Annotated in this window: 23 protein-coding genes; 20 read left to right on the plus strand and 3 right to left on the minus strand. The window is 68.1% G+C overall.

The annotated features are described in order from the left end of the window. Window positions 1-8 precede the first annotated feature (8 nt). The 7 genes from LQZ87_RS05835 to LQZ87_RS05865 all read left to right on the plus strand — a co-directional run bounded on the left by LQZ87_RS05835 (window position 9) and on the right by LQZ87_RS05865 (window position 5,890). Complete coding sequence (locus LQZ87_RS05835) at window positions 9-695, plus strand: TetR/AcrR family transcriptional regulator (RefSeq protein WP_230102524.1); 687 nt, start codon at window positions 9-11, stop codon at window positions 693-695. A 9-nt stretch (window positions 696-704) separates the two neighbouring features. Then, window positions 705-1,277, plus strand: coding sequence for an ATP-dependent endonuclease (locus LQZ87_RS05840; protein WP_230102525.1), 573 nt, complete (start codon window positions 705-707; stop codon window positions 1,275-1,277). A 46-nt stretch (window positions 1,278-1,323) separates the two neighbouring features. Next, window positions 1,324-1,785 (plus strand): DUF3817 domain-containing protein, encoded by a 462-nt coding sequence (locus tag LQZ87_RS05845; protein ID WP_230102526.1) that lies wholly within the window; start codon window positions 1,324-1,326, stop codon window positions 1,783-1,785. Window positions 1,786-1,935: 150 nt separating this feature from the next. Continuing rightward, window positions 1,936-3,804 carry a molecular chaperone DnaK gene (dnaK, locus tag LQZ87_RS05850; protein WP_230102527.1) on the plus strand — a complete coding sequence of 623 codons (1,869 nt, stop codon included), beginning with the start codon at window positions 1,936-1,938 and terminating at the stop codon, window positions 3,802-3,804. Between the two features lie 2 nt (window positions 3,805-3,806). Then, a complete protein-coding gene (locus LQZ87_RS05855; protein ID WP_230102528.1) occupies window positions 3,807-4,463 on the plus strand; it encodes a nucleotide exchange factor GrpE in 657 nt (218 codons plus the stop codon). A gap of 12 nt (window positions 4,464-4,475) precedes the next feature. After that, window positions 4,476-5,462: a DnaJ C-terminal domain-containing protein gene (locus tag LQZ87_RS05860; RefSeq protein WP_230102529.1), complete on the plus strand. Its 987-nt coding sequence runs from the start codon at window positions 4,476-4,478 to the stop codon at window positions 5,460-5,462. 2 nt (window positions 5,463-5,464) lie between these two features. Beyond that, complete coding sequence (locus LQZ87_RS05865; protein WP_230102530.1) at window positions 5,465-5,890, plus strand: MerR family transcriptional regulator; 426 nt, start codon at window positions 5,465-5,467, stop codon at window positions 5,888-5,890. 26 nt (window positions 5,891-5,916) lie between these two features. On the opposite strand, the gene LQZ87_RS05870 is transcribed toward LQZ87_RS05865, so the two are convergent. Then, window positions 5,917-7,236 carry a cytochrome P450 gene (locus LQZ87_RS05870; protein ID WP_230102531.1) on the minus strand — a complete coding sequence of 440 codons (1,320 nt, stop codon included), beginning with the start codon at window positions 7,234-7,236 and terminating at the stop codon, window positions 5,917-5,919. A 139-nt stretch (window positions 7,237-7,375) separates the two neighbouring features. Here LQZ87_RS05870 and LQZ87_RS05875 point away from each other — a divergent pair, with 139 nt between their 5' ends. From LQZ87_RS05875 to LQZ87_RS05895, 5 genes are all read left to right on the plus strand, one after another. Continuing rightward, a complete protein-coding gene (locus LQZ87_RS05875; protein WP_230102532.1) occupies window positions 7,376-8,041 on the plus strand; it encodes a GntR family transcriptional regulator in 666 nt (221 codons plus the stop codon). Window positions 8,042-8,238: 197 nt separating this feature from the next. Beyond that, window positions 8,239-9,207 carry a tripartite tricarboxylate transporter substrate binding protein gene (locus LQZ87_RS05880; protein ID WP_230102533.1) on the plus strand — a complete coding sequence of 323 codons (969 nt, stop codon included), beginning with the start codon at window positions 8,239-8,241 and terminating at the stop codon, window positions 9,205-9,207. A gap of 52 nt (window positions 9,208-9,259) precedes the next feature. After that, window positions 9,260-9,787, plus strand: a complete 528-nt coding sequence (locus tag LQZ87_RS05885; protein ID WP_230102534.1) for a tripartite tricarboxylate transporter TctB family protein — start codon at window positions 9,260-9,262, stop codon at window positions 9,785-9,787. Then, on the plus strand, window positions 9,784-11,427 hold the full coding sequence (locus LQZ87_RS05890; protein WP_230102535.1) for a tripartite tricarboxylate transporter permease: 1,644 nt from the start codon (window positions 9,784-9,786) through the stop codon (window positions 11,425-11,427). Before LQZ87_RS05885 ends, LQZ87_RS05890 begins: the two co-directional genes overlap by 4 nt. Continuing rightward, window positions 11,424-12,293 carry a dihydrodipicolinate synthase family protein gene (locus LQZ87_RS05895; protein ID WP_230102536.1) on the plus strand — a complete coding sequence of 290 codons (870 nt, stop codon included), beginning with the start codon at window positions 11,424-11,426 and terminating at the stop codon, window positions 12,291-12,293. The genes LQZ87_RS05890 and LQZ87_RS05895 overlap by 4 nt, the downstream gene beginning before the upstream one ends. 103 nt (window positions 12,294-12,396) lie before the next feature. Here LQZ87_RS05895 and LQZ87_RS05900 read toward each other — a convergent pair whose 3' ends face one another. Beyond that, a complete protein-coding gene (locus tag LQZ87_RS05900; RefSeq protein WP_230102537.1) occupies window positions 12,397-13,425 on the minus strand; it encodes a beta-propeller fold lactonase family protein in 1,029 nt (342 codons plus the stop codon). 50 nt (window positions 13,426-13,475) lie between these two features. On the opposite strand from LQZ87_RS05900, the gene LQZ87_RS05905 reads away from it, so the two are divergent. The 3 genes from LQZ87_RS05905 to LQZ87_RS05915 all read left to right on the plus strand — a co-directional run bounded on the left by LQZ87_RS05905 (window position 13,476) and on the right by LQZ87_RS05915 (window position 17,711). Further along, window positions 13,476-14,489, plus strand: coding sequence for a LacI family DNA-binding transcriptional regulator (locus tag LQZ87_RS05905; protein ID WP_230102538.1), 1,014 nt, complete (start codon window positions 13,476-13,478; stop codon window positions 14,487-14,489). 90 nt (window positions 14,490-14,579) lie between these two features. Further along, window positions 14,580-16,064: an FGGY family carbohydrate kinase gene (locus LQZ87_RS05910; protein ID WP_230102539.1), complete on the plus strand. Its 1,485-nt coding sequence runs from the start codon at window positions 14,580-14,582 to the stop codon at window positions 16,062-16,064. 15 nt (window positions 16,065-16,079) lie between these two features. Then, window positions 16,080-17,711: a fucose isomerase gene (locus LQZ87_RS05915; protein ID WP_230102540.1), complete on the plus strand. Its 1,632-nt coding sequence runs from the start codon at window positions 16,080-16,082 to the stop codon at window positions 17,709-17,711. Between the two features lie 416 nt (window positions 17,712-18,127). On the opposite strand, the gene LQZ87_RS05920 is transcribed toward LQZ87_RS05915, so the two are convergent. Further along, window positions 18,128-18,880 carry a class II aldolase/adducin family protein gene (locus LQZ87_RS05920; protein WP_230102541.1) on the minus strand — a complete coding sequence of 251 codons (753 nt, stop codon included), beginning with the start codon at window positions 18,878-18,880 and terminating at the stop codon, window positions 18,128-18,130. Window positions 18,881-18,955: 75 nt separating this feature from the next. Between LQZ87_RS05920 and LQZ87_RS05925 the strand changes: the two genes are divergently transcribed. Genes LQZ87_RS05925 through LQZ87_RS05945 form a run of 5 tightly spaced genes read left to right on the plus strand, consistent with a single transcriptional unit; the run spans window position 18,956 to window position 22,765 of the window. After that, window positions 18,956-19,282, plus strand: coding sequence for a 2Fe-2S iron-sulfur cluster-binding protein (locus tag LQZ87_RS05925; protein ID WP_230102542.1), 327 nt, complete (start codon window positions 18,956-18,958; stop codon window positions 19,280-19,282). A 16-nt stretch (window positions 19,283-19,298) separates the two neighbouring features. Continuing rightward, window positions 19,299-20,600 carry an aromatic ring-hydroxylating dioxygenase subunit alpha gene (locus tag LQZ87_RS05930; protein ID WP_230102543.1) on the plus strand — a complete coding sequence of 434 codons (1,302 nt, stop codon included), beginning with the start codon at window positions 19,299-19,301 and terminating at the stop codon, window positions 20,598-20,600. A 2-nt stretch (window positions 20,601-20,602) separates the two neighbouring features. Beyond that, window positions 20,603-21,085 carry a hypothetical protein gene (locus LQZ87_RS05935; RefSeq protein ID WP_230102544.1) on the plus strand — a complete coding sequence of 161 codons (483 nt, stop codon included), beginning with the start codon at window positions 20,603-20,605 and terminating at the stop codon, window positions 21,083-21,085. After that, window positions 21,082-21,930, plus strand: coding sequence for a 3-methyl-2-oxobutanoate hydroxymethyltransferase (locus LQZ87_RS05940; protein WP_230102545.1), 849 nt, complete (start codon window positions 21,082-21,084; stop codon window positions 21,928-21,930). The genes LQZ87_RS05935 and LQZ87_RS05940 overlap by 4 nt, the downstream gene beginning before the upstream one ends. After that, entirely contained in the window at window positions 21,917-22,765 is an 849-nt protein-coding gene (locus LQZ87_RS05945) for an alpha/beta hydrolase (RefSeq protein WP_230102546.1), read from the plus strand. The genes LQZ87_RS05940 and LQZ87_RS05945 overlap by 14 nt, the downstream gene beginning before the upstream one ends. Window positions 22,766-22,803 lie beyond the last annotated feature (38 nt).

A 22,803-nucleotide genomic window follows, 5' to 3' on the forward strand; every position in this document is an offset into this window, starting at 1 on the left:
CTAGGGACATGTCGGAATCCATCACCGCGGAGGCAGTGCCAGGGCTCGACGGCCGTCGTGCTCGGGGGGACGCGTCGCGGCGTTCCGTGCTGACGTACGCGACGGACCTCGTCTCGGTCGAAGGGCTCGACGGACTGAGCATCGGGCGGCTCGCCGAGGCATCGGGCCACAGCAAGAGCAGCATCGCCGGCCTGTTCCAGAACAAGGCAGGACTCCAGCTCGCGACGGTCGACGCCGGGCGCGCGGTGTTCATGGCCGTCGTCGTGGAACCGGCGCGAGAGCATCCGCGTGGGCTGCCGCGTCTCGTCGCTCTGATGGACCACCTGATCGAGTACTCCCGCACTCGCGTGTTCGCGGGGGGCTGCTTCTTCGCCGCTGTCAGCGCCGACGTCGATTCGAAGCCGGGTCCGGTCCGCGACGCCGTGCGCGTGGCCATGTCGGATTGGTACGGATACGTCGAAGCTCAGGTGCGCCATGCAGTCGACGCCGGCGAGCTCGACCTCGACGCGGAGGGCATCGAGGTGCTCGCGTTCGAGCTGCCCGCGCTGTACGAGCAGTCGAACGCACGGTCGCTGCTCTACGGCGACGAGCGCCCCTACGCCATCGCGGCAATGGCCATGCGCGACCGGCTGCTCAGGGCCGGGGCGGATGCAGCGGCGCTCGCGCTTCTCGAGGGTCCACGTACCGGACGCTAGGGTCGACCCATGGTTTCCGGCCGTGTGGCGCCGCGGGCTGTCGTGCTGTTCGAGGGCAGAAGCGACAGCCTCGCGTTCCGGGCCCTCGCGCGCCGCCGTTCCGCGCCGGTGGACGATCTCGAGCTGATCGAACTCGGCGGAATCACCAACCTGCGCCGGCAACTGCTGGCCCTGCAGGACGGAGGAGTAGCGCGCGTATTCGGCCTCTACGATGCGGCAGAGGGGCGCTACGTGAGCGGGGTGCTGCGTGGCGCCGGAATGATCGGAGACGGCGTGGAGGATCTCCGCTCGGTCGGATTCTTCGGGTGCGAGCGTGATCTCGAGGACGAGGTGATCCGGGCCGCGGGGCCGGACATGGTCCTCGAGACGCTCGCGGCGCGCGACGAGCTCACGCGCTTCCGCGTTTTCCAGGGCCAGCCGGCGCAGCGCGAACGTCGTATCGAGCACCAGCTGCACCGCTTCGCCGGCACCGCCGCAGGGCGCAAGGCCCGATTCGCGGCCGACGTGATCGACCTGGTTCCTCTCGAGCGGATGCCGCGTCCGCTCACCGAACTCCTGGATGCCGTCGCGCGGTGGCGGTGACGGCGGCATCACGTACCGTGGAGGTACACCCCGAACAAGGAGCGCGATGTTCCGCACCCCTGCCCGTCTGTACCGCGCCCTCGCGATCGCCGAGGCGATCACCTGGACCATCCTGATCGCCGCTCTCATCGCCAGAGCCCTGGGAGCCCCGGGGATCGTGGTGACCATCGGCGGCGGCATCCACGGATTCGTCTTCCTCGCCTACGGCGCCACGGCGATCCTCGTCGCTTTCAACCAGCGCTGGGTGATCGGCGTCGGCATGCTCGCGGTCGTCAGCGCGGTCGTCCCCTATGCGACCATCCCGATGGAGATCTGGCTGCACCGCACCGACCGCCTAGCCGGCGAGTGGCGCCTCGAGGAAAGCGATCATCCGCAGGACCGCGCCTGGTACGACCGGGTGATGCGCTGGTTCCTCCGCCGACCATGGGTTCTCGTGGCGCTCATCGCCGTGGCCGTGGTCGCACTTTACGTGATGCTCCTGATCGTCGGTCCGCCCGGCGGGAAATGAGCGCTGGAGCCCTCGCGTTCAAAGTTGAGCCAATTCATATCAAGTTCATTTGACAGCCGAACGTGCCTCGGAGTACGGTTGAGCCATCGCGACTCAGGTTTCTGATTCGCCCTCACTCTTCACTCGTACTTCAACCAGAAGGAGAATCACATGGCACGTGCTGTTGGAATCGACCTCGGAACGACGAACTCCGTCGTCAGCGTCCTCGAGGGTGGCGAGCCGAAGGTCATCGCCAACGCCGAGGGCTTCCGCACGACCCCGTCCGTGGTCGCCTACACCAAGGACGGCGAGGTGCTCGTCGGCGAGACCGCCAAGCGCCAGGCCGTCACCAACGTCGACCGCACCGTCGCATCCGTCAAGCGCCACATGGGCACAGACTGGAGCTTCGACGTCGACGGCAAGAAGTGGACGCCGCAGGAGATCTCCGCGCGCATCCTCCAGAAGCTCAAGCGCGACGCCGAGTCCTACCTCGGCGACACAGTGACGGACGCCGTCATCACCGTTCCCGCGTACTTCAACGACGCCGAGCGCCAGGCCACCAAGGAGGCCGGTGAGGTCGCTGGACTGAACGTCCTGCGCATCATCAACGAGCCGACCGCCGCCGCCCTGGCATACGGCCTGGACCGCGGCAAGGAGGACGAGCTCATCCTCGTCTTCGACCTCGGTGGCGGAACCTTCGACGTCTCGCTGCTCGAAGTGGGCAAGGACGACGACTTCTCGACCATCCAGGTGCGCGCCACCGCCGGTGACAACCGCCTCGGCGGTGACGATTGGGACCAGCGCCTGGTCGATCACCTCATCAAGCAGTTCAAGGAGACCAGCGGCGTCGACGTGTCGGGCGACAAGATCGCCCTGCAGCGTCTGAAGGAGGCTGCCGAGCAGGCGAAGAAGGAACTCTCCTCCTCGACCAGCACCTCGATCAACCTGCCGTACCTGTCGCTGACCGAGTCCGGCCCCGTCTCGCTCTCCGAGACGATCACCCGAGCGAAGTTCGAGGACCTGACCAAGGACCTCCTCGACCGCACGAAGAAGCCGTTCGAGGACGTCATCCGCGAGGCGAACGTCAAGGTCTCCGACATCGATCACATCGTGCTCGTCGGTGGCTCGACCCGTATGCCCGCCGTCGCCGATCTCGTCAAGCGCGAGACCGGCAAGGACGCCAACAAGGGTGTCAACCCCGATGAGGTCGTCGCCGTCGGCGCCGCACTTCAGGCCGGTGTCCTCAAGGGCGAGCGCAAGGACGTCCTGCTCATCGACGTCACCCCGCTGAGCCTCGGCATCGAGACCAAGGGCGGCCGCATGACGAAGCTCATCGACCGCAACACCGCGATCCCGACCAAGCGCAGCGAGACCTTCACCACGGCAGACGACAACCAGCCGTCCGTCGCGATCCAGGTCTTCCAGGGCGAGCGCGAGTTCACCCGCGACAACAAGCCGCTCGGCACCTTCGAGCTCACCGGCATCGCTCCGGCTCCCCGCGGCCTGCCGCAGATCGAGGTCACGTTCGACATCGACGCGAACGGCATCGTGCACGTGTCCGCCAAGGACAAGGGCACAGGCAAGGAGCAGTCGATGACCATCACCGGCGGCTCGTCGCTGTCGAAGGATGACATCGAGCGCATGGTCCGCGAGGCCGAGGAGAACGCCGCCGAGGACAAGAAGCGCGCCGAGGCTCTCGAGCAGCGCAATCAGGCCGAGACGCTCTCGTACTCGATCGAGAAGCTGATCAAGGAGAACGAGGACAAGCTCCCCACCGAGGTCAAGGACGAGGTTCAGGCCGACGTCGACGCTCTGAAGACGGCTCTGGCCGGCGATGACGACGACGCCGTCAAGACCGCGCTCGACAAGCTGAATCAGTCGCAGAGCAAGCTCGGCGAGGCCATCTACGCTCAGTCGCAGGCGGACGCCGCGGCCGGAGCATCGGCCGGCTCCGCTGAGGGTGAGGCCCCGGCAGACGAGGCATCCGAAGAGGATGTCGTCGACGCCGAGGTCATCGACGACGAGGACGAGAAGAAGTAACCATGACGGACAAGAACTTCGAAGAAGTTCCTGAGGACGAGGGGTCGGATGCTGCGGCATCCGGCCCCGCGCCGCAGGAGAACGCCGATTCCGCCGAGGCCAAGGCCGCGGAGGGATCCGATGAGTCGCCGGCCGACGGAGCGGACTCGCTCCCTGATCCTGCCGAAGGGTTCACGGTCGACGACATCCTGAACGCAGCGCAGACCGACGACGCCGCCGCGGGAGACGCCGCGATCGCCGACGCCGAGTCGGCGCTGCTGAACGACCTCAAGCGCCTGCAGGCGGAGTACGCCAACTACCGCCGCCGCACCGAGGAGCAGCGTCACATCGAGATCGCGCGCGCCAAGGGCGAGGCGGCCAAGGGCCTGCTCCCCGTGCTCGACGATCTCGATCGCGCCACGCAGCACGGTGATCTCGTCGAGGGCACGCCGTTCTTCGTGATCGGCGAGAAGGTGCGAGCGGTCGTGGAGCGCCTGGGCGTCGTCTCGTACGGCGAGGCGGGCGAGGAGTTCGATCCGCAGCACCACGAGGCGATCTTCCAGCAGCCGACGCCCGGCGCCGAGAAGTCGACGATCCTCGAGGTCGTCGAGGTCGGATATCGCCTCGGCGATGTCGAGCTTCGTCCTGCGAAGGTCGTCGTCGCCGTTCCTGCGGAATAGGCCGGGTGATTCATGGCCAGCCAGGATTGGTTCGACAAGGACTTCTACAAGACGCTCGGCGTCACCAAGGACGTCAGTGACGCGGATCTGAAGAAGACGTACCGCAAGCTGGCTCGCAAGTATCACCCCGACTCCAACCAGGGGGATGCCAAGGCCGAGGCGACGTTCAAGGAGATCAGCGAGGCGTACTCGGTGCTCTCCGACCCGGAGCAGCGCAAGGAGTACGACGAGATCCGGGCCATGGGCTCCGGCGCGCGTTTCACTGCCGGCGGCTCGGGCGCGGGCGGCTTCGAGGACGTCTTCAGCCGATTCGGTCAGGGCGGCCGCGGCCAGCAGAGCGCCGACTTCGAGGACATCTTCGCGATGTTCAACCAGGGGCAGGGCGGCAGCTTCGGCTCCGGACGCTTCGGGCAGACGACCGGCGGGTTCCGCGGGTTCGGCGGTCCGCAGAAGGGTGCGGATGTCACGGCTCGAACGACCCTGGATTTCGTCACCGCCGTGCAGGGTGAGACCATCACCCTGCAGGGCGAGGACGGCAAGCCGTTCAAGGTGAAGATCCCCGCCGGCGTCGCCGACGGTCAGAAGATCCGCCTGCGTGGCCGGGGTCGCCCGTCGCCGGACGGCGGCGAGAGGGGTGACATCGTCGTGTCGATCACCGTGCGTCCGCATCCGGTGTTCACCCGCGATGGGCTCAATCTCCGCCTGACGGTGCCGGTCACCTTCACCGAGGCGACCCTGGGCGCCACGATCGAGGTGCCGACCCTGAGCGGTGATGTCGTCAAGCTCCGCGTCGCGCCGGGAACGCCGTCCGGGCGCGTCCTGCGCGTCAAGGGTCGAGGCGTCACCAGTTCGAAGGGAACAGGCGACCTGCTCGCCGAGCTCCAGGTCGCGGTGCCGACTCATCTCGATGATGCCTCGCGCGAGGCGCTTCAGCGGTTCCAGGAGCTGGAGCCGAAGGAGAACCCGCGCGCCGACATGATGGCGAAGGCGCGGGCCTGACCATGGTTGAGGACGAGGACGCTCCGGTCTTCGCGATCGCCGTCGCGGCCGAGCTCGCCGGCATGCATCCGCAGACGCTCCGGCAGTACGACCGGATCGGACTCGTCGTCCCGGGCCGCACACGCGGCGGATCCCGTCGGTACTCGGCTCGCAACATCGAGCAGCTCCGCGAAGTGGCACGGCTCTCCGGCGACGGCATGAGCCTGCCGGCGATCGCGCGGCTGCTCGATCTCGAAGACGAGGTGCGGATGCTGCGCCGCAGAGTCCTCGACCTCGAGGGCGCGCTGCGCGCCGAGCGGCAGAACCGCCCAGGCGTCCGCGTCTTCGCCGCCGGCGCGACCGGCGTCGTCCCTGTTACCGGTGGCCGTCGCATCCGCCGTTCGACAGAAGTGGTGCTCTGGCGACCGGTGCGCGGCGATGAGGGCTAGCCACTCGATCGGCACCCGAGCCGAGGTCAGTGGAACGGGCAGCGGGACGGTGCTCCCGGTGCGCGGACGATCCCGCCGGATGCCGGTTTGGTGGGGAGGCGCCGCCGGTTCACGCCGAGTCCGGTCGGCAGGATCCTGACGCGCGGATCGCTCAGCGCCGCGATCGCGGTCGCGAGACCGGCGATGGCGAGTTTCTCCCCAGGGCAGCGGTGGCCGGTTGCCACCCCCGCACCGCCGTGCGGGATGAACTCCTCGATAGCCTCGTAGTCCTCGACGCCGATGAACCGGTCGGGGTTGAACTCTGCGTGCCGGTGCCAGGAGTGCGCATCGGTGTTCGTGCCGAGGATGTCGAGTACGACTCGGCCGCCGGCGGGAACGCTCACGCCATCGAGTTCCACGTCTGTGAGGGCCCAGCCGGGCAGCATCGGCACGAACGGCGCCGTGCGTCGGATCTCCTGCGCGAAGGCCGTGGCGAGCGGCCCGCCGACCAGGCTGTCGCGCTCGGAGGTCTCGTCGGCGATGCGCGAACGCCACGACGGGTGCTCGTGCAACGCCTTGGCGGCGAAGGCCACGAAGCGCGCGACGGCGATCATCGGCCGCAGGCTGTTCTGCAGCTCGACACCGGCGAGGCGGGCGGGCAGCACTTGACCGTGCTCGTCGAGGTGCGCCGCCCATGCGCGAAGCGCCGTGCCCTCCGGCGCCGTCAGGGAGCCGATCCGCACGGCCTCTATCAGCCGTTGCGCGTGACGATCCGACCAGGCTCGGTTGACGAGCGCGAGAAGAAGGGCCGGCGAGTAGGGTGCTCCGAACCCGTCCACGATCTGGGCGAGTCTCGCCGCCCAGCGTGTCTGTGCGCCAGGGGTCCCCGGCAGACCTGCCCACCTCATGACGGATCGTCCGAACGCGCCGACCGCGGCATCGTACGCGGAGCGGTTGCCTCCACCGACCCACGCGTCGAGTTCGATCCGCCACTCGCGTTCGAGCAGCGGCGAGAGACGTGCGACCTGAGCGTCCTCGTAGGCGACGTCGACGAAGGTGGCCTTGCGGTGACGATGCTCTGCGCCGTCGAGACTGTGCACGGAGCGGTGGCCGAAGAGCGTCTCCTGCACGATCGCGGGCATCGCGCCGTGCCGAGCGATGCGGGTGCTGTCGTAGAACAGCTCGACTCCGGCGGCTCCGCGCACGAACACCGCCTGGCTGCCGAGGAGCCGCATGGGCGCTGATCGTGCGCCTTCGCGCACCCGTCGCCAGATGCGGTCGCCGAAGCCGTAGCCACGCGTCAGGAGGGAGGGGGCGTCGTCGTGGAGCGCATTCTTCACGGTGATGGGAATGGTTCGAGATCGCATGTCGCCACCCTGCCAGGAGCGGTCGTCGGGGCCGAGGGGGAGGCGCGTCGGACGCGTTTGTGCTAACGGAGCGATGAGCCCGCGATTCTCCATGATCGAAGGGGTGTGTATTCTGTTGACAGTCGACGGGAGGTCACAGATGACGCAGACGGTGCAGCGCGGCGAGTCGCTCGGCGCCCAGATCGCGCGCGTGCTGCGGCACCGGATCGTCCGCGGCGAACTGGCCCCGGGGTCGCGCATCACGGAGGAGGCGCTCGCCGAGGAGTTCTCCGTCAGTCGGGGCCCGGTCAGGGACGCCCTCACCCAGCTCAGTTTCGAGAAGCTCGTCGAGGTGCAGCGACCTCGCGGGGTGTACATCGTCGGCCTCACCGTCGACGACGTCGATCAGCTCTACAGCCTCCGCGGAGCGCTGGAACAGCTCGCCCTCTCTCGCGCGATGCGGGTCGAGGACCCGGCCAGATGGACGGCGATGGCAGCGGCCGTTGGCCGCATGGGCGCGGCGGCGGATGCCGGTGACCACGCCGCTTTCGTCGCCGCTGACCTCGAGTTCCATTCGCAGATCTACGCCCTCGCCGACCACCCGAGACTGGAGGGAGCGTGGAATCAGTACCTCCCGACCTTCTCCGCGCTGCTCGAGGTCACGATCAATCACGATGAGGATCTGCACGAGTCCGCGGGCGACCACGTGAAGCTGATGGATGTCATGCGCGGCGGTGCTGCGGACGTCGCCGCCGACGTCCTCGTCGCGCATCTCGACGGTGCCCGCGATCGGATGCTGAGCGAGCTCGAGCAGCGCCGGGCCTGAGCTCGGCCGGCTCCGGCGCATGCTCCGGCTCTGGCTCCGATCGAGGTCGGGCGAGGGTCGAGCGCGGCGGCGGCGTGCGCACGCGTCGGCGCTTGAATGTCGCGGCGTTGACTGTTAACAGTGAACACTGCTACGCTGACGGCGTCGTTCAGGTCCCCTGCCTGCACCACACCACCTGCACTCAAAGAGGAGCGAAGATGACCACCAAGCGCATGACCCGTGTGCTGACCGCCGCTGCGGTCTTCACGACCGCAGCACTCGTGATGTCCGGATGCACGAAGGTCGACGAGACCGGCGCGTCCGAGTCGTCCTTCCCCGAGAAGGACATCCGCCTGATCATCCAGGCCAACCCGGGCGGAGGCTCCGACCTGTCGTCCCGCGCGCTCGCCACCGAGCTCGAGGGCATCCTCGACGTCAGCGTCATCCCCGAGAACATGCCCGGCGCCGCCGGCGCGCTGGCGATGGAGTACGTCGCCGAGCAGGACCCCGACGGCTACGTCATCGGATTCGGCCCCGTCGAGATCGCGATGCTCAACACGACGCAGGGAGCGAACGTCCTCCCCGAGAACTACGACCTGCTCGGGCAGATCATGCTTGCTCCCGGTGTCATCACCGTCTCCGCGGCCAGTGACATCAAGACCCTCGAAGACCTCGTCGCGAAGTCGAAGTCCGCGCCGATCACCGTCGCCAACTCCGGCGCCGGTTCGATCTGGGAAGCCGCGAGCATCGCCCTCGGAGCGGAGACCGGCGGAGAGGTGACTCCCGTTCCTTACGACGGCGGAGCACCGGCCGTCGCCGCCGCAGCATCCGGCGAGACCGTCGCCGCCGTCTCCGGACTCGGCGAGGCGCTCTCGCAGGGCACGGCTGTCCGCATCCTCGCGGTCATGAACGACGAGCGTCACCCCGATGCCCCCGACGTACCCACCGTCGAGGAGGCCATCGGCGAGGATGTCGTCTTCGGCGGCTGGGGCGGCATCTACGCGCCCGCCGGGCTGCCGGACGACGTCCACGCGACGCTCGAGGCTGCGATCAAGGAAGCCGTCGAATCCGACACCTACACGAAGTTCCAGGAGGACGCCGGAAACCTCGTCGTCTACCGGGACTCCGCGGACTTCACGAAGTTCGTCGGCGACCAGTTCACCCTGTTCCAGGACCTGCTGGGCTGACACCGAGCGCGGAGGCCGGGGAGCCCGGCCTCCGCGCCGTCGAAGGAAGATCATGTCGTCTACCGAGGTCGCTGACAGCGACGAGTACCAGGGCGCGGCGTCCTCGCGTGCGCTCGAGATCGCGTTCGGCGTCGCCGCACTCGCGTTCACCGCCGGATACCTGGCACTGTCCACGCAGATCCACCTGCGTCGAGAGGCCGCGCCCGGCCAGATCGACGCGCGGTTCTGGCCGATGGTGCTCGGAGTGGCCGGCGTCGTCGTGGCGATCGCCATTCTCGTGATCGCCATCACGCGGCCGGCGCCCGGCCGCGAGGAGATCGAGCGGATTCAGTCCGGAGGCGTGCTCCGGGTGATCGTCACGCTCGTGATCGCGACCGCCTTCATCGCCCTGTGGTCGCTGGGGAGCGTCATCCTGTTCGGCTACCGGATCGAGATCTTCCCGGTGGCCGCAGCACTGCTCATGGCAGCGCTCATGCTCGTCTACGGGCACCGCCGCTGGTTGAGCCTCATCATCTACACGGTCTCGGTGACAGCGTTCATCTACGTCGTCTTCGGCATGCTCCTGAGGATCCCGCTATGACCCCGATCATGGAGGGGCTGTCCGCGCTCCTCGACGTCTCCATGCTCCTCTACATGGGAGTCGGGCTCGTGCTCGGCTTCATGGTCGGAGCCTTCCCCGGCATCACCGCGACGATGGCCGTCGCGCTGGCCGCCGGATTCACGATGACTCTCGAACCGGTGCAGGGTCTCGCCGTGCTGCTCACCATCTACGTGGCCGCGAACTTCGGCGACCGGGTCCCCTCGATCCTCATCAACACCCCGGGCACCCCGGCATCCATCGCAACCACCCTCGACGGCTATCCGATGGCCAAACAGGGACGCGCCGGCCTCGCCCTCACGATGTCCGCGATCGTCTCCGCGGTCGGCATCCTCGCATCCCTGGTCCTGTTCGCCGTCGCGGCCGTGCCGATCGCGAGCTTCGCCCGCGACTACTTCAAGTCGCCGGAGCTGTTCGCCCTCGTCGTCTTCGGCATCGCCATCATGATCGGCATCTCGTCGAAGTCGATGCTCAAGGGCATCATCGCCGGGCTCTTCGGGCTCATGCTCGGCACGGTCGGCACGTACGCCGCTACCGCAGACCAGCGCTTCACGTTCGGCATCCTCGAGCTCGTCGAGGGCGTGAACTTCATCGCCGTGATCATCGGCCTGTTCGGCATCGCCGAACTGTTCGACCAGCTGCTCACGCATCGTAAGAGCCATGTCCGCCCCATCTCGAGCCTCGGACGCTGGTGGCCGAACAAGTCCGAGTTCAAGCAGAGCGGTCGCGCAACAGCGGTTGCCGGCACGGTCGGCCTCGGCGTCGGACTCATCCCTGCCGCCGGCGGGGACATCGCCGGGCTCATCGGCTGGGAGCGTGCTCGCAAGGCGTCGAAGAACCCCGAGGCGTTCGGCAAGGGCTCGATCGAGGGCGTGGCGGCATCCGACACGGCATCCAGCGCCACGCTCGGCGGCTCGCTGACGACGACCATGGCGCTCGGCATCCCCGGCGACTCGGTCATGGCCGTGATGATCGGCTCGATGATCATCTGGGGCATCACCCCTGGCCCGACCCTCTTCACCGAGCGACCGGATCTCGTCGTCTCGATCGTCGGCATCATGCTCGTCGCCACCCTGCTCTCGCTCGGACTCAGCCTCGTGCGCATGAAGGGCATGGTGAAGTTGCTCGACGTGCCGCAGCCGTACCTGTGGAGCGGCATCCTGATCTTCTGCATCATCGGCACGTACGCGACGTCCAACAGCCTGTCGACCGTGATCACCATGCTCGTCTTCGGTGTCGTCGGGGTGCTGCTCAAGCGGATGCAGGTGCCGGCCGGTCCTGTGGTGCTCGGCCTGCTGCTGGGTCCGCTCGCCGAGGAGAATCTGGCGCGGACCCTGGCGATCCTGCCGACGCGCCCGTTCTTCGAGGTCGTCAGCCCGATCGCGATCATCCTGCTCGTGCTCGCCGTCCTGTCGATCGTGATGCCGGCGATCCGTGCCGCCCGTAAGCCGCGCGCCGAGCGGGCGTCCTTCGCCGATTCCGTGCTCGACACCGAGAGCATCACGCAGATCTCGAATGCGCACGACGAGCTCGCCGCGAACCCCGACCTGCTCACGTCCACCGTGCGCAACCTCGGCAAGAAGAACGCCGGCAAGAAGAAGAACTCCAAGGAGAAGAAGTGACCCGTTACGACATCCTCACCGCGATTCCCACCGCGTTCCACAGCGACGGGAGCCTCGACATCGACGGGTCGCGTGCGATCTTCCGGTTCGTGGGGGAGTCGGGCAACGAGGGCGCCTTCGTGCTGGGCACGACGGGGGAGTTCCCCTCGGTGGATGTCGCGGAGTTCACCGCCCTCGTCGGGGCGGCGATGGACGAGCTCGCCGACAGGATGCGGGTCATCGTGCACGTCGGACAGCCGAGTGCCTACGAGGCCGTCCGCCTGGTCGAGATCGCCCGCGGGCTGGGTGCGCGCGAGTTCGCGGCCCTCACCCCCTACTACCTGCGCTCGGCCGATGACGCGGTGTTCGACTACTTCCAGGCGGTGTCGGACGCCGTCGGCGACGGCCGCCTGTACGTCTACATCTACCCGGCGCGCAGCGGCAACCCCGTGATGCCCGAGCTGCTCGCCCGCCTGGCGGAGCTCCACAACGTGGTCGGCGCGAAGATCAGCGAGCTGTCGCTGGACGACATCGCGGCGTACCGCGCGGTGGTCCCCGCCGACTTCGACCTGTACACCGGCGCCGACCGCGAGCTCATCGCCGCTGTCGAGGTCGGCGCGCAGGGCGTGGTTTCCGGTGTCTCGTCCGTCACGCCGAAGCCGTTCCGTGCGCTGGCGGATGCCGGTCGATCCGGCGACGCATCGGCGATCGCCGCGGCGCAGGCGGACGTCGACGACGTCGTCTCGCTCATCGGCGGCGACATGGCGCGCATGAAGGAGGCGTACCGGGTGCTCGGCGTCACGGACGCGCATTGCCGCATGGCGATCGCCGAGCCGACGGATGCCGAGCGCGAGGCCGTCGCGCAGGTCGTGGCGCGCCACCGCTGAGCCCTGCCCCCCCGCGAGAATTGCTCTGCGCGCTCAGAATGCTGTTGCCAGCACGAGTCTCGACGGGCAGGGCAATTCTCGGGGGCGGAACGGTCAGCGTGCCTCAGACGAAGCGAACCCAGTTCGCCTTGCTGCCGACCTCCGCACGGTCCTGAAGCTCGAGGCGGTCGCCGTCGACGGCGTACAGCGACACCGTCGACGATCGCTCTCCGGCGGCGACGAGGCGCGTGCCGCCGGCGTTCAGTGCGAAGCCCCGCGGCTGCGGTTCGGTGACCGTGAAGCGTGCCGGCGCCGACACCGACCCGTCCGACGCCACCGACACGGCGCCGAGAGTGCTCTCCGTCCGTTCGGATGCCCACAGGCGGCGCTCTCCCGCGCCGAAGTGCAGGTCAGCGCCCCAGATGTAATGGTTCTCCATCGGGTCGGCGCCGAACTCGCTGCGGCCGAGGTCCTTGGCGGTGTCGATGGCCGTGGCCGCGCCCTGGAGCTCGAGCATTCCCGTGGCGGTGTCGCGTGCATAGTGCAGCACTTCGCCGGAGAACTCGGTGAGCACGTAGACGGCGTCCTCGGCACGGTTCAGCACGAGGTGCCGTGGCCCGCTCCCCGCGGGCGCCGGAACCGTCTCGGGCGACAGCGGCTGCAAGCCCCCGTCGTCGCCGAGCGCGTACTGCGCGATCGCATCGGCGCCGAGCGAAACGAAGTACGCGAACCGGCCGTCGCTGCTGGGCAGCACCGAGTGCAGGTTCGGGAAGTCCACTCGTGAGACCGGGCTGCTGACGGCACCATCGCTCACCGTGCAGCTGATGCCGTACCCGCCGCCGTACGACGCGCCGAGGAGCCGTGTGCCGTCGGCGGTGAGCGCGAGATAGTTCATGCCGCCGTCGGGCAGATCGAGACGGGACTGCGGCGTCAGACGACCCGTCCCACGATCAAGGGACAGCGTCCGGACGCCGGCAGGAGAGCCCTTCACGCCGGCGTAGACGAGGTCGCGGGCGGGATCGACGGCGAACGTGGAGCAACCGTCGAGCCCCTCCGCGACGGCGAGGCGCTCGAGGCGATCGCCGTCGAGGCGGAACGTGACGATGGCGCCGTCGCCGGAGGCGGCGACGAGGACGAGCGGCGAGTCTGTCATGCCTCGATCGTAGGGCCGGCACTGGCGGAATCGGTTTCAGATACTGTTTCATGACGACTGGTCGCACCGGGCAGGAGAAGCACATGGCCACGATCTACGACGTCGCGGAGCTGGCGCGGGTGTCTCCGGCGACCGTGTCGCGCGTGTTCAACGGGACCAACGTGTCTCCGGAGAAGATCGCGGCGGTGCGAGCCGCCGCCGAGAAGCTCGACTTCACCCCCAACCGTGCCGCCCGCACGCTGCGCCGACAGAGCTCCGAGGTCATCGCCCTCGTCATCCCTGACATCGAGAACCCGTACTTCACCGAGATGGCCCGCGGCGTCGAGGACGTCGCCTCGGAGGCCGGGTACTCCGTCGTCCTGTGCAACTCGGACGGCCAGGTCGACAAGGAGTCGACGTACCTGCGGATCGCGATCGCCGAGAACATGTCCGGAGTCATCATCGCCACGGCGTCAGAGACCTCCGACCTCGACCCGATCCTCGCGACCGGGCGTCCGCTCGTGGCCGTCGACCGCGGCACGTCGTACGACGTCGACGGCGTCGTGATGTCGAACCGGGCCGCCGGAACCGCCGCCGCTCAGGAACTCATCCGCGCCGGATATCGCCGGATCGCGTACATCGGAGGGCCGTCCCACATCGACACGGCGGCTGAGCGCGCCGCCGGCTGGCAGGACGCGCTCACGGCGGCGGGTCGCGCGATCGATCCGGAGCTCCAGCGCTTCAGCACCTTCGGCGTGGAGGGCGGACGCGAGGTGATGGCGGAGCTGCTGGCTCTTCCGGAGCCGCCGGACGCCGTCGTCGCCGGCAACAACCTCATCGGAGTCGGAGCGATCCAGGTGCTCACGGAGCACGGGCTCACTCCTCCGGCCGTGGGTGTGGCGGTCATCGGCTCCCTGCCGTTCACGACGCTGTCGCCGAACGCGGTGACCGTGGTGCGACTGCCTGCCCGGCACATGGGAGTGACGGCGGCGCGGATGCTGCTCGAACGCATCCGCGGCGACGATCAGCCCGCGCGCACGGTCGTGCTGCGCGGCGAGTTGAGGTCGGCCAGCATCCCGCGCTGAACGCACGCCGCCTTGGACGGGGTTTCGCTTGCGGCGTGAAATCGATTTCGCGTAGGCTGTCATCACAACTCGCGATCGAGGAGGACCGCCATGCGCTGCACCCTGGGCGTCGACGTCGGCACGTCGAGCACGAAGGGCGTCCTGGTCGCTGACGACGGGACGATCGTGGCATCCGCGACCCGTGCGCATGACGTAGTCCGGCCCCGCTCCGGCTGGGTCGAGATGGATGCCGACGTCTGGTGGGACGAGTTCGTCTCGATCGCGCAGGAGCTCGTCTCCGCGATGCCGGATGCCGAGATCGCGGCGGTCGGCGTGAGCGGCATGGGACCGTGCGTGCTGCTCGCGGATGCCGACGACCGGCCGGTCCGTCCCGCGATCCTCTACGGCGTCGACACCCGCTCCGGCGCCCAGATCGCGCGCATGAACGACGAGCTCGGCCAGGACGAGATCACCCGTATCGGCGGCTCGGCCCTCACATCCCAGGCAGCCGGCGCGAAGATCGCGTGGATCGCCGATGAGGAGCCGGATGCCTACGCCGCAGCCGTGCGCCTGTTCATGCCGGCATCCTGGCTCGCCCGCAGACTCACCGGCGCCTACGTGCTCGACCATCAGTCCGCCAGTCAGACGACGCCGCTCTACGACATCGAGAACGAGTGCTGGTACGAGCCGTGGTGGCAGCGCTACGCCGGGCGCATCGAGCAGCCGCGGCTCACCTGGGCCGGCGACATCGCCGGAACCGTGACCGACGCGGCCGCCGAGACCACCGGCATCCCGGCCGGCACCCCCGTGATCACCGGCACGATCGACGCCTGGACCGAGGCCGTCAGCGTCGGCGCCCACGAGGTCGGCGACCTCATGCTGATGTACGGCACGACGATGTTCCTCGTCGCGACGGGCGAGCAGACCCTGCGCACTCCGTCGATGTGGACCACGGCCGGCGCATTCCCCGGCACCCGCAACCTCGCCGGTGGGCTGTCGACCTCCGGAGCGCTCACGGCCTGGCTCAAGGATCTGACCGGCACCGACTACCCTGGCCTGCTCGCCGAGGCCGAGGCATCCGGTCCCGGTGCTTGCGGGCTGCTCATGCTGCCGTACTTCGCGGGGGAGCGCACGCCCATCCAGGACCCGAACGCCCGCGGCGTCGTCGCCGGGCTCACCCTGCAGCACACGCGCGGGGACCTGTACCGCGCAGCCCTCGAGGCGACGGCGCTCGGCGTGCGCCACAACGTCGAGACGATGCGCGCCGCCGGTGCGGACATCCGCCGGATCGTCGCCGTCGGCGGCGGCACGCAGGGGCGGCTGTGGATGCAGGTCGTCTCCGACGTCACCGGTCTCGTCCAGGAGGTCCCGGCGACCACGATCGGCGCCAGCTACGGCGCGGCGTTCCTCGCGGCATCCGCCGTCGCTGCAGACGGCGAGGCGCCCGTCATCACCGACTGGAACCCGATCGCCGAGACCATCACCCCCGACCCCGACCTCGCCGACTTCTACGACGCTCTGTTCGACCGCTACGTGCGGCTGTACGAGGCGTCGAAGGATGTCGTGCACGAACTCGCCGCGCAGCAGCGCGCCTGAACCCCACGGAGAACCATGAGCTACACCCTTCCCGCAACCACCGCGCGTCCGGCATCCGCCCCGAAGACCGCCTACCTGATCACCTCCGGTGACCTGCGCGAATCGGCGAACGTCGGCGGCTGGCCGACGCAGCAGGCCCTCGAGGCTGGCGTCACCCGCGTATTCGAACAGCTCGGCTGGACCGTCGTCCGCGCGTTCGACGTCGACCCCGTGACCGGGCACGGCTTCATCTCGAGCCAGCGCATGGGTCTCGAGGTCTTCAAGAACATCCCCGTGGATGCTCCGCTCATCGTCGCGATCGCGAACTGGCAGTACTCGCATCACGTGCTCGCGGGCCTGCGTACCCACGAGGGCCCGATCCTCACGGTCGCGAACTTCGCCGGCGACTGGCCGGGCCTGGTCGGCCTGCTCGGCCTGAACGCGGGCCTGACGAAGATGGACAAGCCGTACTCGACGACCTGGTCGGTCGACTTCACGGACGACTGGTTCCGCGACGGGATCAAGGAGTGGACAGAGTCCGGCACCATCACGCACGACTACTCGCACGTCCGCGAGCTGCCCACGCTGCCTGATAGCCCCGAGAAGGAGCTCGGCGAGGCGCTCGCCGCCCAGGTGCTCTCCGAGAAGGCCATCATCGGCGTCTTCGACGAGGGCTGCATGGGCATGTACAACGCGATCTTCGACGACGAGCTGCTCAATCACACCGGCATCTACAAGGAGCGGCTCTCGCAGTCGGCCCTCTACGCCGAGATGCTGAACGTCACCGAGGACGAGGCCGACGCCGCCTACGACTGGCTGATCGATCACGGCATGACGTTCAAGTACGGCGAGGACGGCGCCACCGAGCTCACCCGCGAGCAGGTGCAGTGGCAGATGAAGATGTACATCGCAGCCCTGCGCATCGCCGACGACTTCGGGCTGGACGCCGTGGGCATCCAGTACCAGCAGGGGCTCAAGGACCTCGTCCCGGCATCCGACCTCGCCGAGGGCATCCTGAACTCGACCGAGCGCCCTCCGGTGACCTCGCGCGATGGCTCCCGCATCCTGCACGAAGGTCGCGCGTTCCCGCACTTCAACGAAGCGGATGAGGGTGTCGCGGTCGACGCGCTCGTCACCGACCGCGTCTGGCGCGCCATGGGCCTCGTGCCCGATAACACGCTGCACGACGTGCGCTGGGGCGAGGACTACGACGGCCAGTTCGTCTGGGCTTACGAGATCTCCGGATCCGTTCCGGCCTCGCACCTCGGCGGCTGGGACAAGGCCGAGGGCTGGCGCCAGGGGCACGTGTTCTTCCCGGCCGGTGGCGCGACGATCAACGGCGTCTCCAAGCCCGGCGAGGTCGTGCTGTCGCGCGTGTTCATCGCCGACGGCATCCTGCAGGCGGACATCTTCCGCGCCTCGGTGGTCGAGCTGCCCGAGGCGGAGACCGCTCGTCGGCACGAGGCGACCAACCCGGAGTGGCCGATCGCGCACGTCGTGCTGCACGGCGTCTCGCGCGACCAGTTCATGGCCCGCCACAAGGCGAACCACGCGCAGCTCGTCTACGCTCCTGATGCCGAGACGGCCGACAAGGCGCTGATCGCCAAGGCTGCGATGTTCGACGGCATGGGCATCAAGGTCAACCTGATCGGCGACGTGACCATCTGACGCACTGAAACATCATTTCCGGCGCGAGAAACCATCACGTACGTGGTTTCTCGCGCCGGAAATGGTTTCTCGCCCACTCGCGGGCTACCCGGGCAGCAGCCCCGCGACGAGCGCGTTGACGATCTCGTCGGTGGCCGTCTCCGGGTCGATCGGGCTCGTCAAGCGATCGAGGATCAGCCCGTCGATCGCGTAGACCACCTCGCGCTCAAGCGGAATCCGGTCGTATTCGGCGACGGAATCCCGCTCTTCGCGCGCAAGTCCTACGCGCCCGAGGCGTTCCGTCCGACATCCGCGACCGCGTTCGACTCCGGCGTCATTCTCGCCGAGTACGTCCGGGGCTGAGCGTCGCGACGGGGTTTGCAGCACGAGACGGGGTGCACGCAGGCTGGTGCCGTTCGGGAGCCGTCCTCACTGAGTCAGTTGGCCGACGCCGAAGTAGAAGCGGCATCCCGCAGGCGCGCGATCTCGTGGCGCCACGCGGTGCCGGTGTTGAATGCTGAACCAAGATCGGGCAGTTCCGCAAGGTCGGTCCCGGGCAGGTCTGCGAGGTTGCCGCCAGCCGAGATGACCTCAAGAGAGATGCCCGCGATCTCGTCGACGCTGACCGCTTGGAGCACGGCTTGCTCGACCGATACGGCGGCGCTGGTGACGCCGTGTGCGCGGAGGATGACGACCGGGCGCCCGTGCATGGCGGTGACCATCTCGTGCGCGAGGCCGGCGTTCCGTACCAGTACGCCACGGGGATAGACGGGGACCCCGCCTGCCGCCAGGTGTGCTCCGGGGATGTCATAGGCGCCGACGACCGGGCGGATGGCGATCCCCGCCAGATCAGCGATCACGGTGCGCCGGGGGTGAGCGTGCACGACGGAGGCGACATCGGGTCGAGATCGGAGCACGGCGGCGTGAATGGGCAGCTCGTTCGGGACGGACCAGCCGTCGGTCTCGTGTGCGTCAATTGCCGTGCCGTCGAAGCGCACGAGGCGGATGTCGTCGGCGGTCGTGTGCCCGAGACCACGCTCGTACGGACCGCGACACCGCACAAGGAGGGCGTCGTCGTCGACGCGAAGGCTGATGTGGCCGAGGATGCCGTCGGCCAGACGTCGGCCGGCCAGGACGCGACACGCATCGGCAAGGAGCGTGCGTTCTTCAGTGAATGCTCGGGAGATCATGATCCTCAGTTTGACAGAATTAGACCCTAGGGTACATTGGTTAGGCCATTAGATTTTTCCAGAAAGGAACCTCGAGTGCCCAGAGTCGTGTATGTCGGGAGTGACGGCAGCAACCGCGAGGTCGACGCGAACGTCGGCGAGAACGTCATGAACGCCGCCGTGCGCTCGGGAGTCCCCGGCATCGTCGGCGAATGCGGCGGACAGCTCTCCTGCGCCACCTGTCATGTCTGGGTCGCGGACGCGTACCGCGAGTGCGTAGGCGGCCCGGGTGAGATGGAGGCCGATCTCCTCGATCTCGGCGTCTCCGATTTCACCGAGGCCAGCCGCCTCGGCTGCCAGATCACCATCACAGACGAGCTCGACGGGCTCACCGTGGAGCCGCGCCCCGAGGCGTGGCACTAGAAGGAGAGGGATAGCAATGCTGCGTCCAGACATCAACGACCTGCTCACCCAGACGGGCCCCGGCACCCCGATGGGTGACCTGTTCCGCCGCTACTGGCAGCCCGTGCTGCACACGGACGAGCTGCCCGAGGACGGCTGTCCCCCGGTTCGTGTGAAGCTCCTGTCCGAGCGCCTCATCGCGGTGCGCACGCCCGAGGGCGAGTACGGGCTCATGGACGAGTTCTGCGCCCACCGCGGCATCTCACTCTTCTTCGGCCGTGTCGAGAACGAGGGCATCCGGTGCCCGTATCACGGCTGGAAGTACAACGCCAGCGGTCAGGCCATCGACGTGCCCAGCGAGCTGAACAACTCTGAGTTCTGCAAGAACGTCAAACTGCGTTCCTACCCGCTCGTCAAGGTCGGCGACATCCTGTGGGCCTACCTCGGCGACCCCGAGAAACAGCCCCCGCTTCCCACCTGGGAGTTCGCAACCGTTCCGGAGCGCCAGACGTACACCTCCAAGCGTCTGCAGGAGTGCAACTGGCTCCAGGCTCTCGAGGGCGGCATCGACTCGAGCCATGTGACCTGGCTGCACGGCGGGGGTCCCAGCGGTCACGGCCTCGAAGCCGACCCGCTGTTCGCCGGCTCGAAGGGCAACCAGTACAACAAGAACGACGTCAAGCCGTTCTTCGAGGTCGTCGAGAACGAGGGCGGGCTGCTGATCGGCGCTCGCCGCAATGCGGAGGATGGCAACTACTACTGGCGCGTCACCCCATGGGTGCTCCCGAACTTCACGATGGTGCCGCCGCGCGGCGACCACCCCGTGCACGGCCACTTCTGGGTGCCTATCGACGACGAGAACTGCTGGGCGTGGAGCTTCGACTACCACCCCACACGTGAGCTCAGCGAGACCGAGGTCGACGCTATGAAGGCCGGTGCGGGAGTGCACAGCAAGAACATCCCCGGCACCTATCTGCCGGTCGCGAACAAAGACAACGACTACCTGATCGATCGCGAGAAGCAGAAGGCCGGAATTCTGTTCTCGGGTGTCGAGGGCATCGCGATTCAGGACTCCTCGCTGCAGGAGAGTATGGGCCCGGTCGTCGACCGCACCAAGGAGCGTCTCGTCGCCACGGACGCCGGAATCATCAAGGCTCGCCAGAAGCTCCGCCGGGCCGTCGAGGCGCTGCGGGACAACGGCACCGAGCCGGTCGGAAACGTTCCCGAGCACCAGAAGATCCGCTCCGTGGCGATCGTCCTCCCGGCCGACCGGCCGTTCGTGGAGGGGATCGGCGAAGGATTCCTGGCACGCGAGGGCGTGGGGCAGACGACGGTCTGATCATGGAGACCTCCCTCTCGATGAGCGCCTGCGCTCGCGCCATCACCGCCGAGGAGGCGGCCTTCCGCATCGACTATCCGCTCGCCTACGCGCGCGACACCCGGGTGATCGCGTTCGACGCGGTCGCCGAGGATGCCGTGCGTCAGGTCGCCGACAACCCGTGGGGCAAGGCGCACTTCTACACCGCATCGCACGAAAGCGACGAGTTGATCAGCCTGGAAGGCGAGCGCCGCGACATGCGATCCGAGATCGAGCACTCGGACTCGGTGATCATGGTCGCGACCAACGCCGTCCTCGGCGATGCCGTTGCCGAGGTTGGGGCGATCTGCCGTGAGCTGTCGATCATGACGGCGGGGCTGCTGCTGCTCGAGGACGGTGATCTCACTGGCGAGACCCTGATGGCCGTCCGCCCGCATGCGCGGATCCTCCTGGTGCCGGCCGATCGCGAGGACCTCTTCCAACTGCTGACGGCGATCCGGGCATGACGACGCTCCCGCAGCTGCAGGCCATGAAGCATGCGGGCCGCAAGTCGGTCTGCTTCGTCGCCTGGGATTACCAGATGGCTCGCATCGCGGATCGCGTGGGCGCGGACATCGTCTCGGTCGGCGACACCGTGGGCAGGAATCTCTTCGGCCATCCCAATCCGCTGGAGATCGGCTTCGAAGAGATGCTGTTCATCGCCAAGGGCGTGCGCCGCGGTGTGAAGGATGCCCTGCTCAGCTGTGATTTCCCCTACGGTCCGCTGCAGGCCGGCGATGCTCTCTCGGCCGCGATCCGTCTCGTCAAGGAGGCGGCGGTCGACCTCGTCAAGCTCGATGGCGCCGCCGACTTCCCCGAGGAGGTCGAGCGGCTCACGCGCGCGGGGATCCCCGTGTTCGCGCAGTTCGGCATCACCCCGCAGACGTCACTGAAATACGGCATCGACTACTCGGCCGCGCACACGGTTCAGGTGCCCGACGAGATGACCGAGGAGCTGGTCGCCGAGGCCCGGCGCCTCGAGGCGGCCGGAGCCGCGGTCCTCAACTTCACCAACTCGGGGCCCGTGGTCGGGGCGGCGGTCGTCGACGCCGTGTCGATCCCGGTTCTCGGCGGATTCGGTGGGGGCCCCTGGCTCGACGGCAGGATCCGCATGGTCACGGCCGCTCTCGGCTACGACGCCAACGGGGTCGACGAGGAACCGGACACTTACGCGAACGTGGCCCGCATCGCGTTCGAGGCACTCTCGGCATGTGCCGACGACATCCGCTCGGCCCGGCAGGTGCGCGGGGGCATTCCCGTGCCCGATGACGCATCAGCGACGGAAAGGAAGGACTATCGTGACCTTCGTTGAGATCGACGGAATACGCACGCGCTACGAGATGATCGGCGACGGTCCGCCGATTCTCATGTTCAGCCCGGGCGGGTTCGACTCCAGCCTCGACAACTGGACGACGTTCGGGCGCTACAAGCAGCTGGGGTTCATCGACGCGCTGTCGAAGGACTTCACCTGCATCGTGTACGACCGGCGCGAGTCGGGCCAGTCGGGTGGGCGGGCGGAGCGTCTGTCCTGGTCGAAGTACGTCGGGCAGGCCGCGGATCTGCTCGACCACCTTGACATCGAGTCGGTGCACACCATGGGCGGTTGCGTCGGCTGCAGCTCGGCTGCGATGCTGGCCGTCGCCCAGCCGGAGCGCGTGCGCAGCATGGTGCTGTTCTCGCCCGCGGGTGGGGTAACGTACCGTGCGGCTCAGCATCGGCGCTTCAGTCAGCATCTCGGCTATGCCCTCGAGAACGGGCTCGCGGCGGTGGTCGCGCTCGCGCAGTCGACCGAGACGGGCTTCAGCAAGGATCCGCGGGTCGGTCCCTGGGCCGCAGTGCTCCGCTCCGACGAAGCGTTCGCCGCACGTTACGCCGATCTGGATCTCGAGCGGTACGCGACGATCCTCTCGGGCAGCGCACGGCTGCTCTTCGATCGCGACACCGTGCCGGGGCCCGAGCCGGAGGACCTGCAGTTGCTCGACGTCCCCGCCCTTATCGTCCCCGGTGAAGACCTCTCTCACACGCGCTCGGCCGCCCGCTACCTGCAGGAATGCCTGCCGAACACGGAGTACTGGGATGTCCCGGTAGCCGAGCAGACCCCCGAGGCCTCGACCGCGCGCGTGCGGGAGTTCCTGCTGTCGCACTGAGGTGCGTCTTACTGTCGCGCGGAGGTTTCGCCGCGGCC

Source organism: Microbacterium sp. Bi121, from assembly GCF_918698005.1.
GTDB lineage: Bacteria > Actinomycetota > Actinomycetes > Actinomycetales > Microbacteriaceae > Microbacterium.

Coding starts and splice junctions, on each gene's coding strand:
- LQZ87_RS05835 (WP_230102524.1), top strand. CDS start 9: ATGTCGGAATCCATCACCGCGGAGGCAGTGCCAGGGCTCGACGGCCGT.
- LQZ87_RS05840 (WP_230102525.1), top strand. CDS start 705: ATGGTTTCCGGCCGTGTGGCGCCGCGGGCTGTCGTGCTGTTCGAGGGC.
- LQZ87_RS05845 (WP_230102526.1), top strand. CDS start 1,324: ATGTTCCGCACCCCTGCCCGTCTGTACCGCGCCCTCGCGATCGCCGAG.
- dnaK (WP_230102527.1), top strand. CDS start 1,936: ATGGCACGTGCTGTTGGAATCGACCTCGGAACGACGAACTCCGTCGTC.
- LQZ87_RS05855 (WP_230102528.1), top strand. CDS start 3,807: ATGACGGACAAGAACTTCGAAGAAGTTCCTGAGGACGAGGGGTCGGAT.
- LQZ87_RS05860 (WP_230102529.1), top strand. CDS start 4,476: ATGGCCAGCCAGGATTGGTTCGACAAGGACTTCTACAAGACGCTCGGC.
- LQZ87_RS05865 (WP_230102530.1), top strand. CDS start 5,465: ATGGTTGAGGACGAGGACGCTCCGGTCTTCGCGATCGCCGTCGCGGCC.
- LQZ87_RS05870 (WP_230102531.1), bottom strand. CDS start 7,236: ATGCGATCTCGAACCATTCCCATCACCGTGAAGAATGCGCTCCACGAC.
- LQZ87_RS05875 (WP_230102532.1), top strand. CDS start 7,376: ATGACGCAGACGGTGCAGCGCGGCGAGTCGCTCGGCGCCCAGATCGCG.
- LQZ87_RS05880 (WP_230102533.1), top strand. CDS start 8,239: ATGACCACCAAGCGCATGACCCGTGTGCTGACCGCCGCTGCGGTCTTC.
- LQZ87_RS05885 (WP_230102534.1), top strand. CDS start 9,260: ATGTCGTCTACCGAGGTCGCTGACAGCGACGAGTACCAGGGCGCGGCG.
- LQZ87_RS05890 (WP_230102535.1), top strand. CDS start 9,784: ATGACCCCGATCATGGAGGGGCTGTCCGCGCTCCTCGACGTCTCCATG.
- LQZ87_RS05900 (WP_230102537.1), bottom strand. CDS start 13,425: ATGACAGACTCGCCGCTCGTCCTCGTCGCCGCCTCCGGCGACGGCGCC.
- LQZ87_RS05905 (WP_230102538.1), top strand. CDS start 13,476: ATGACGACTGGTCGCACCGGGCAGGAGAAGCACATGGCCACGATCTAC.
- LQZ87_RS05910 (WP_230102539.1), top strand. CDS start 14,580: ATGCGCTGCACCCTGGGCGTCGACGTCGGCACGTCGAGCACGAAGGGC.
- LQZ87_RS05915 (WP_230102540.1), top strand. CDS start 16,080: ATGAGCTACACCCTTCCCGCAACCACCGCGCGTCCGGCATCCGCCCCG.
- LQZ87_RS05920 (WP_230102541.1), bottom strand. CDS start 18,880: ATGATCTCCCGAGCATTCACTGAAGAACGCACGCTCCTTGCCGATGCG.
- LQZ87_RS05930 (WP_230102543.1), top strand. CDS start 19,299: ATGCTGCGTCCAGACATCAACGACCTGCTCACCCAGACGGGCCCCGGC.
- LQZ87_RS05935 (WP_230102544.1), top strand. CDS start 20,603: ATGGAGACCTCCCTCTCGATGAGCGCCTGCGCTCGCGCCATCACCGCC.
- LQZ87_RS05940 (WP_230102545.1), top strand. CDS start 21,082: ATGACGACGCTCCCGCAGCTGCAGGCCATGAAGCATGCGGGCCGCAAG.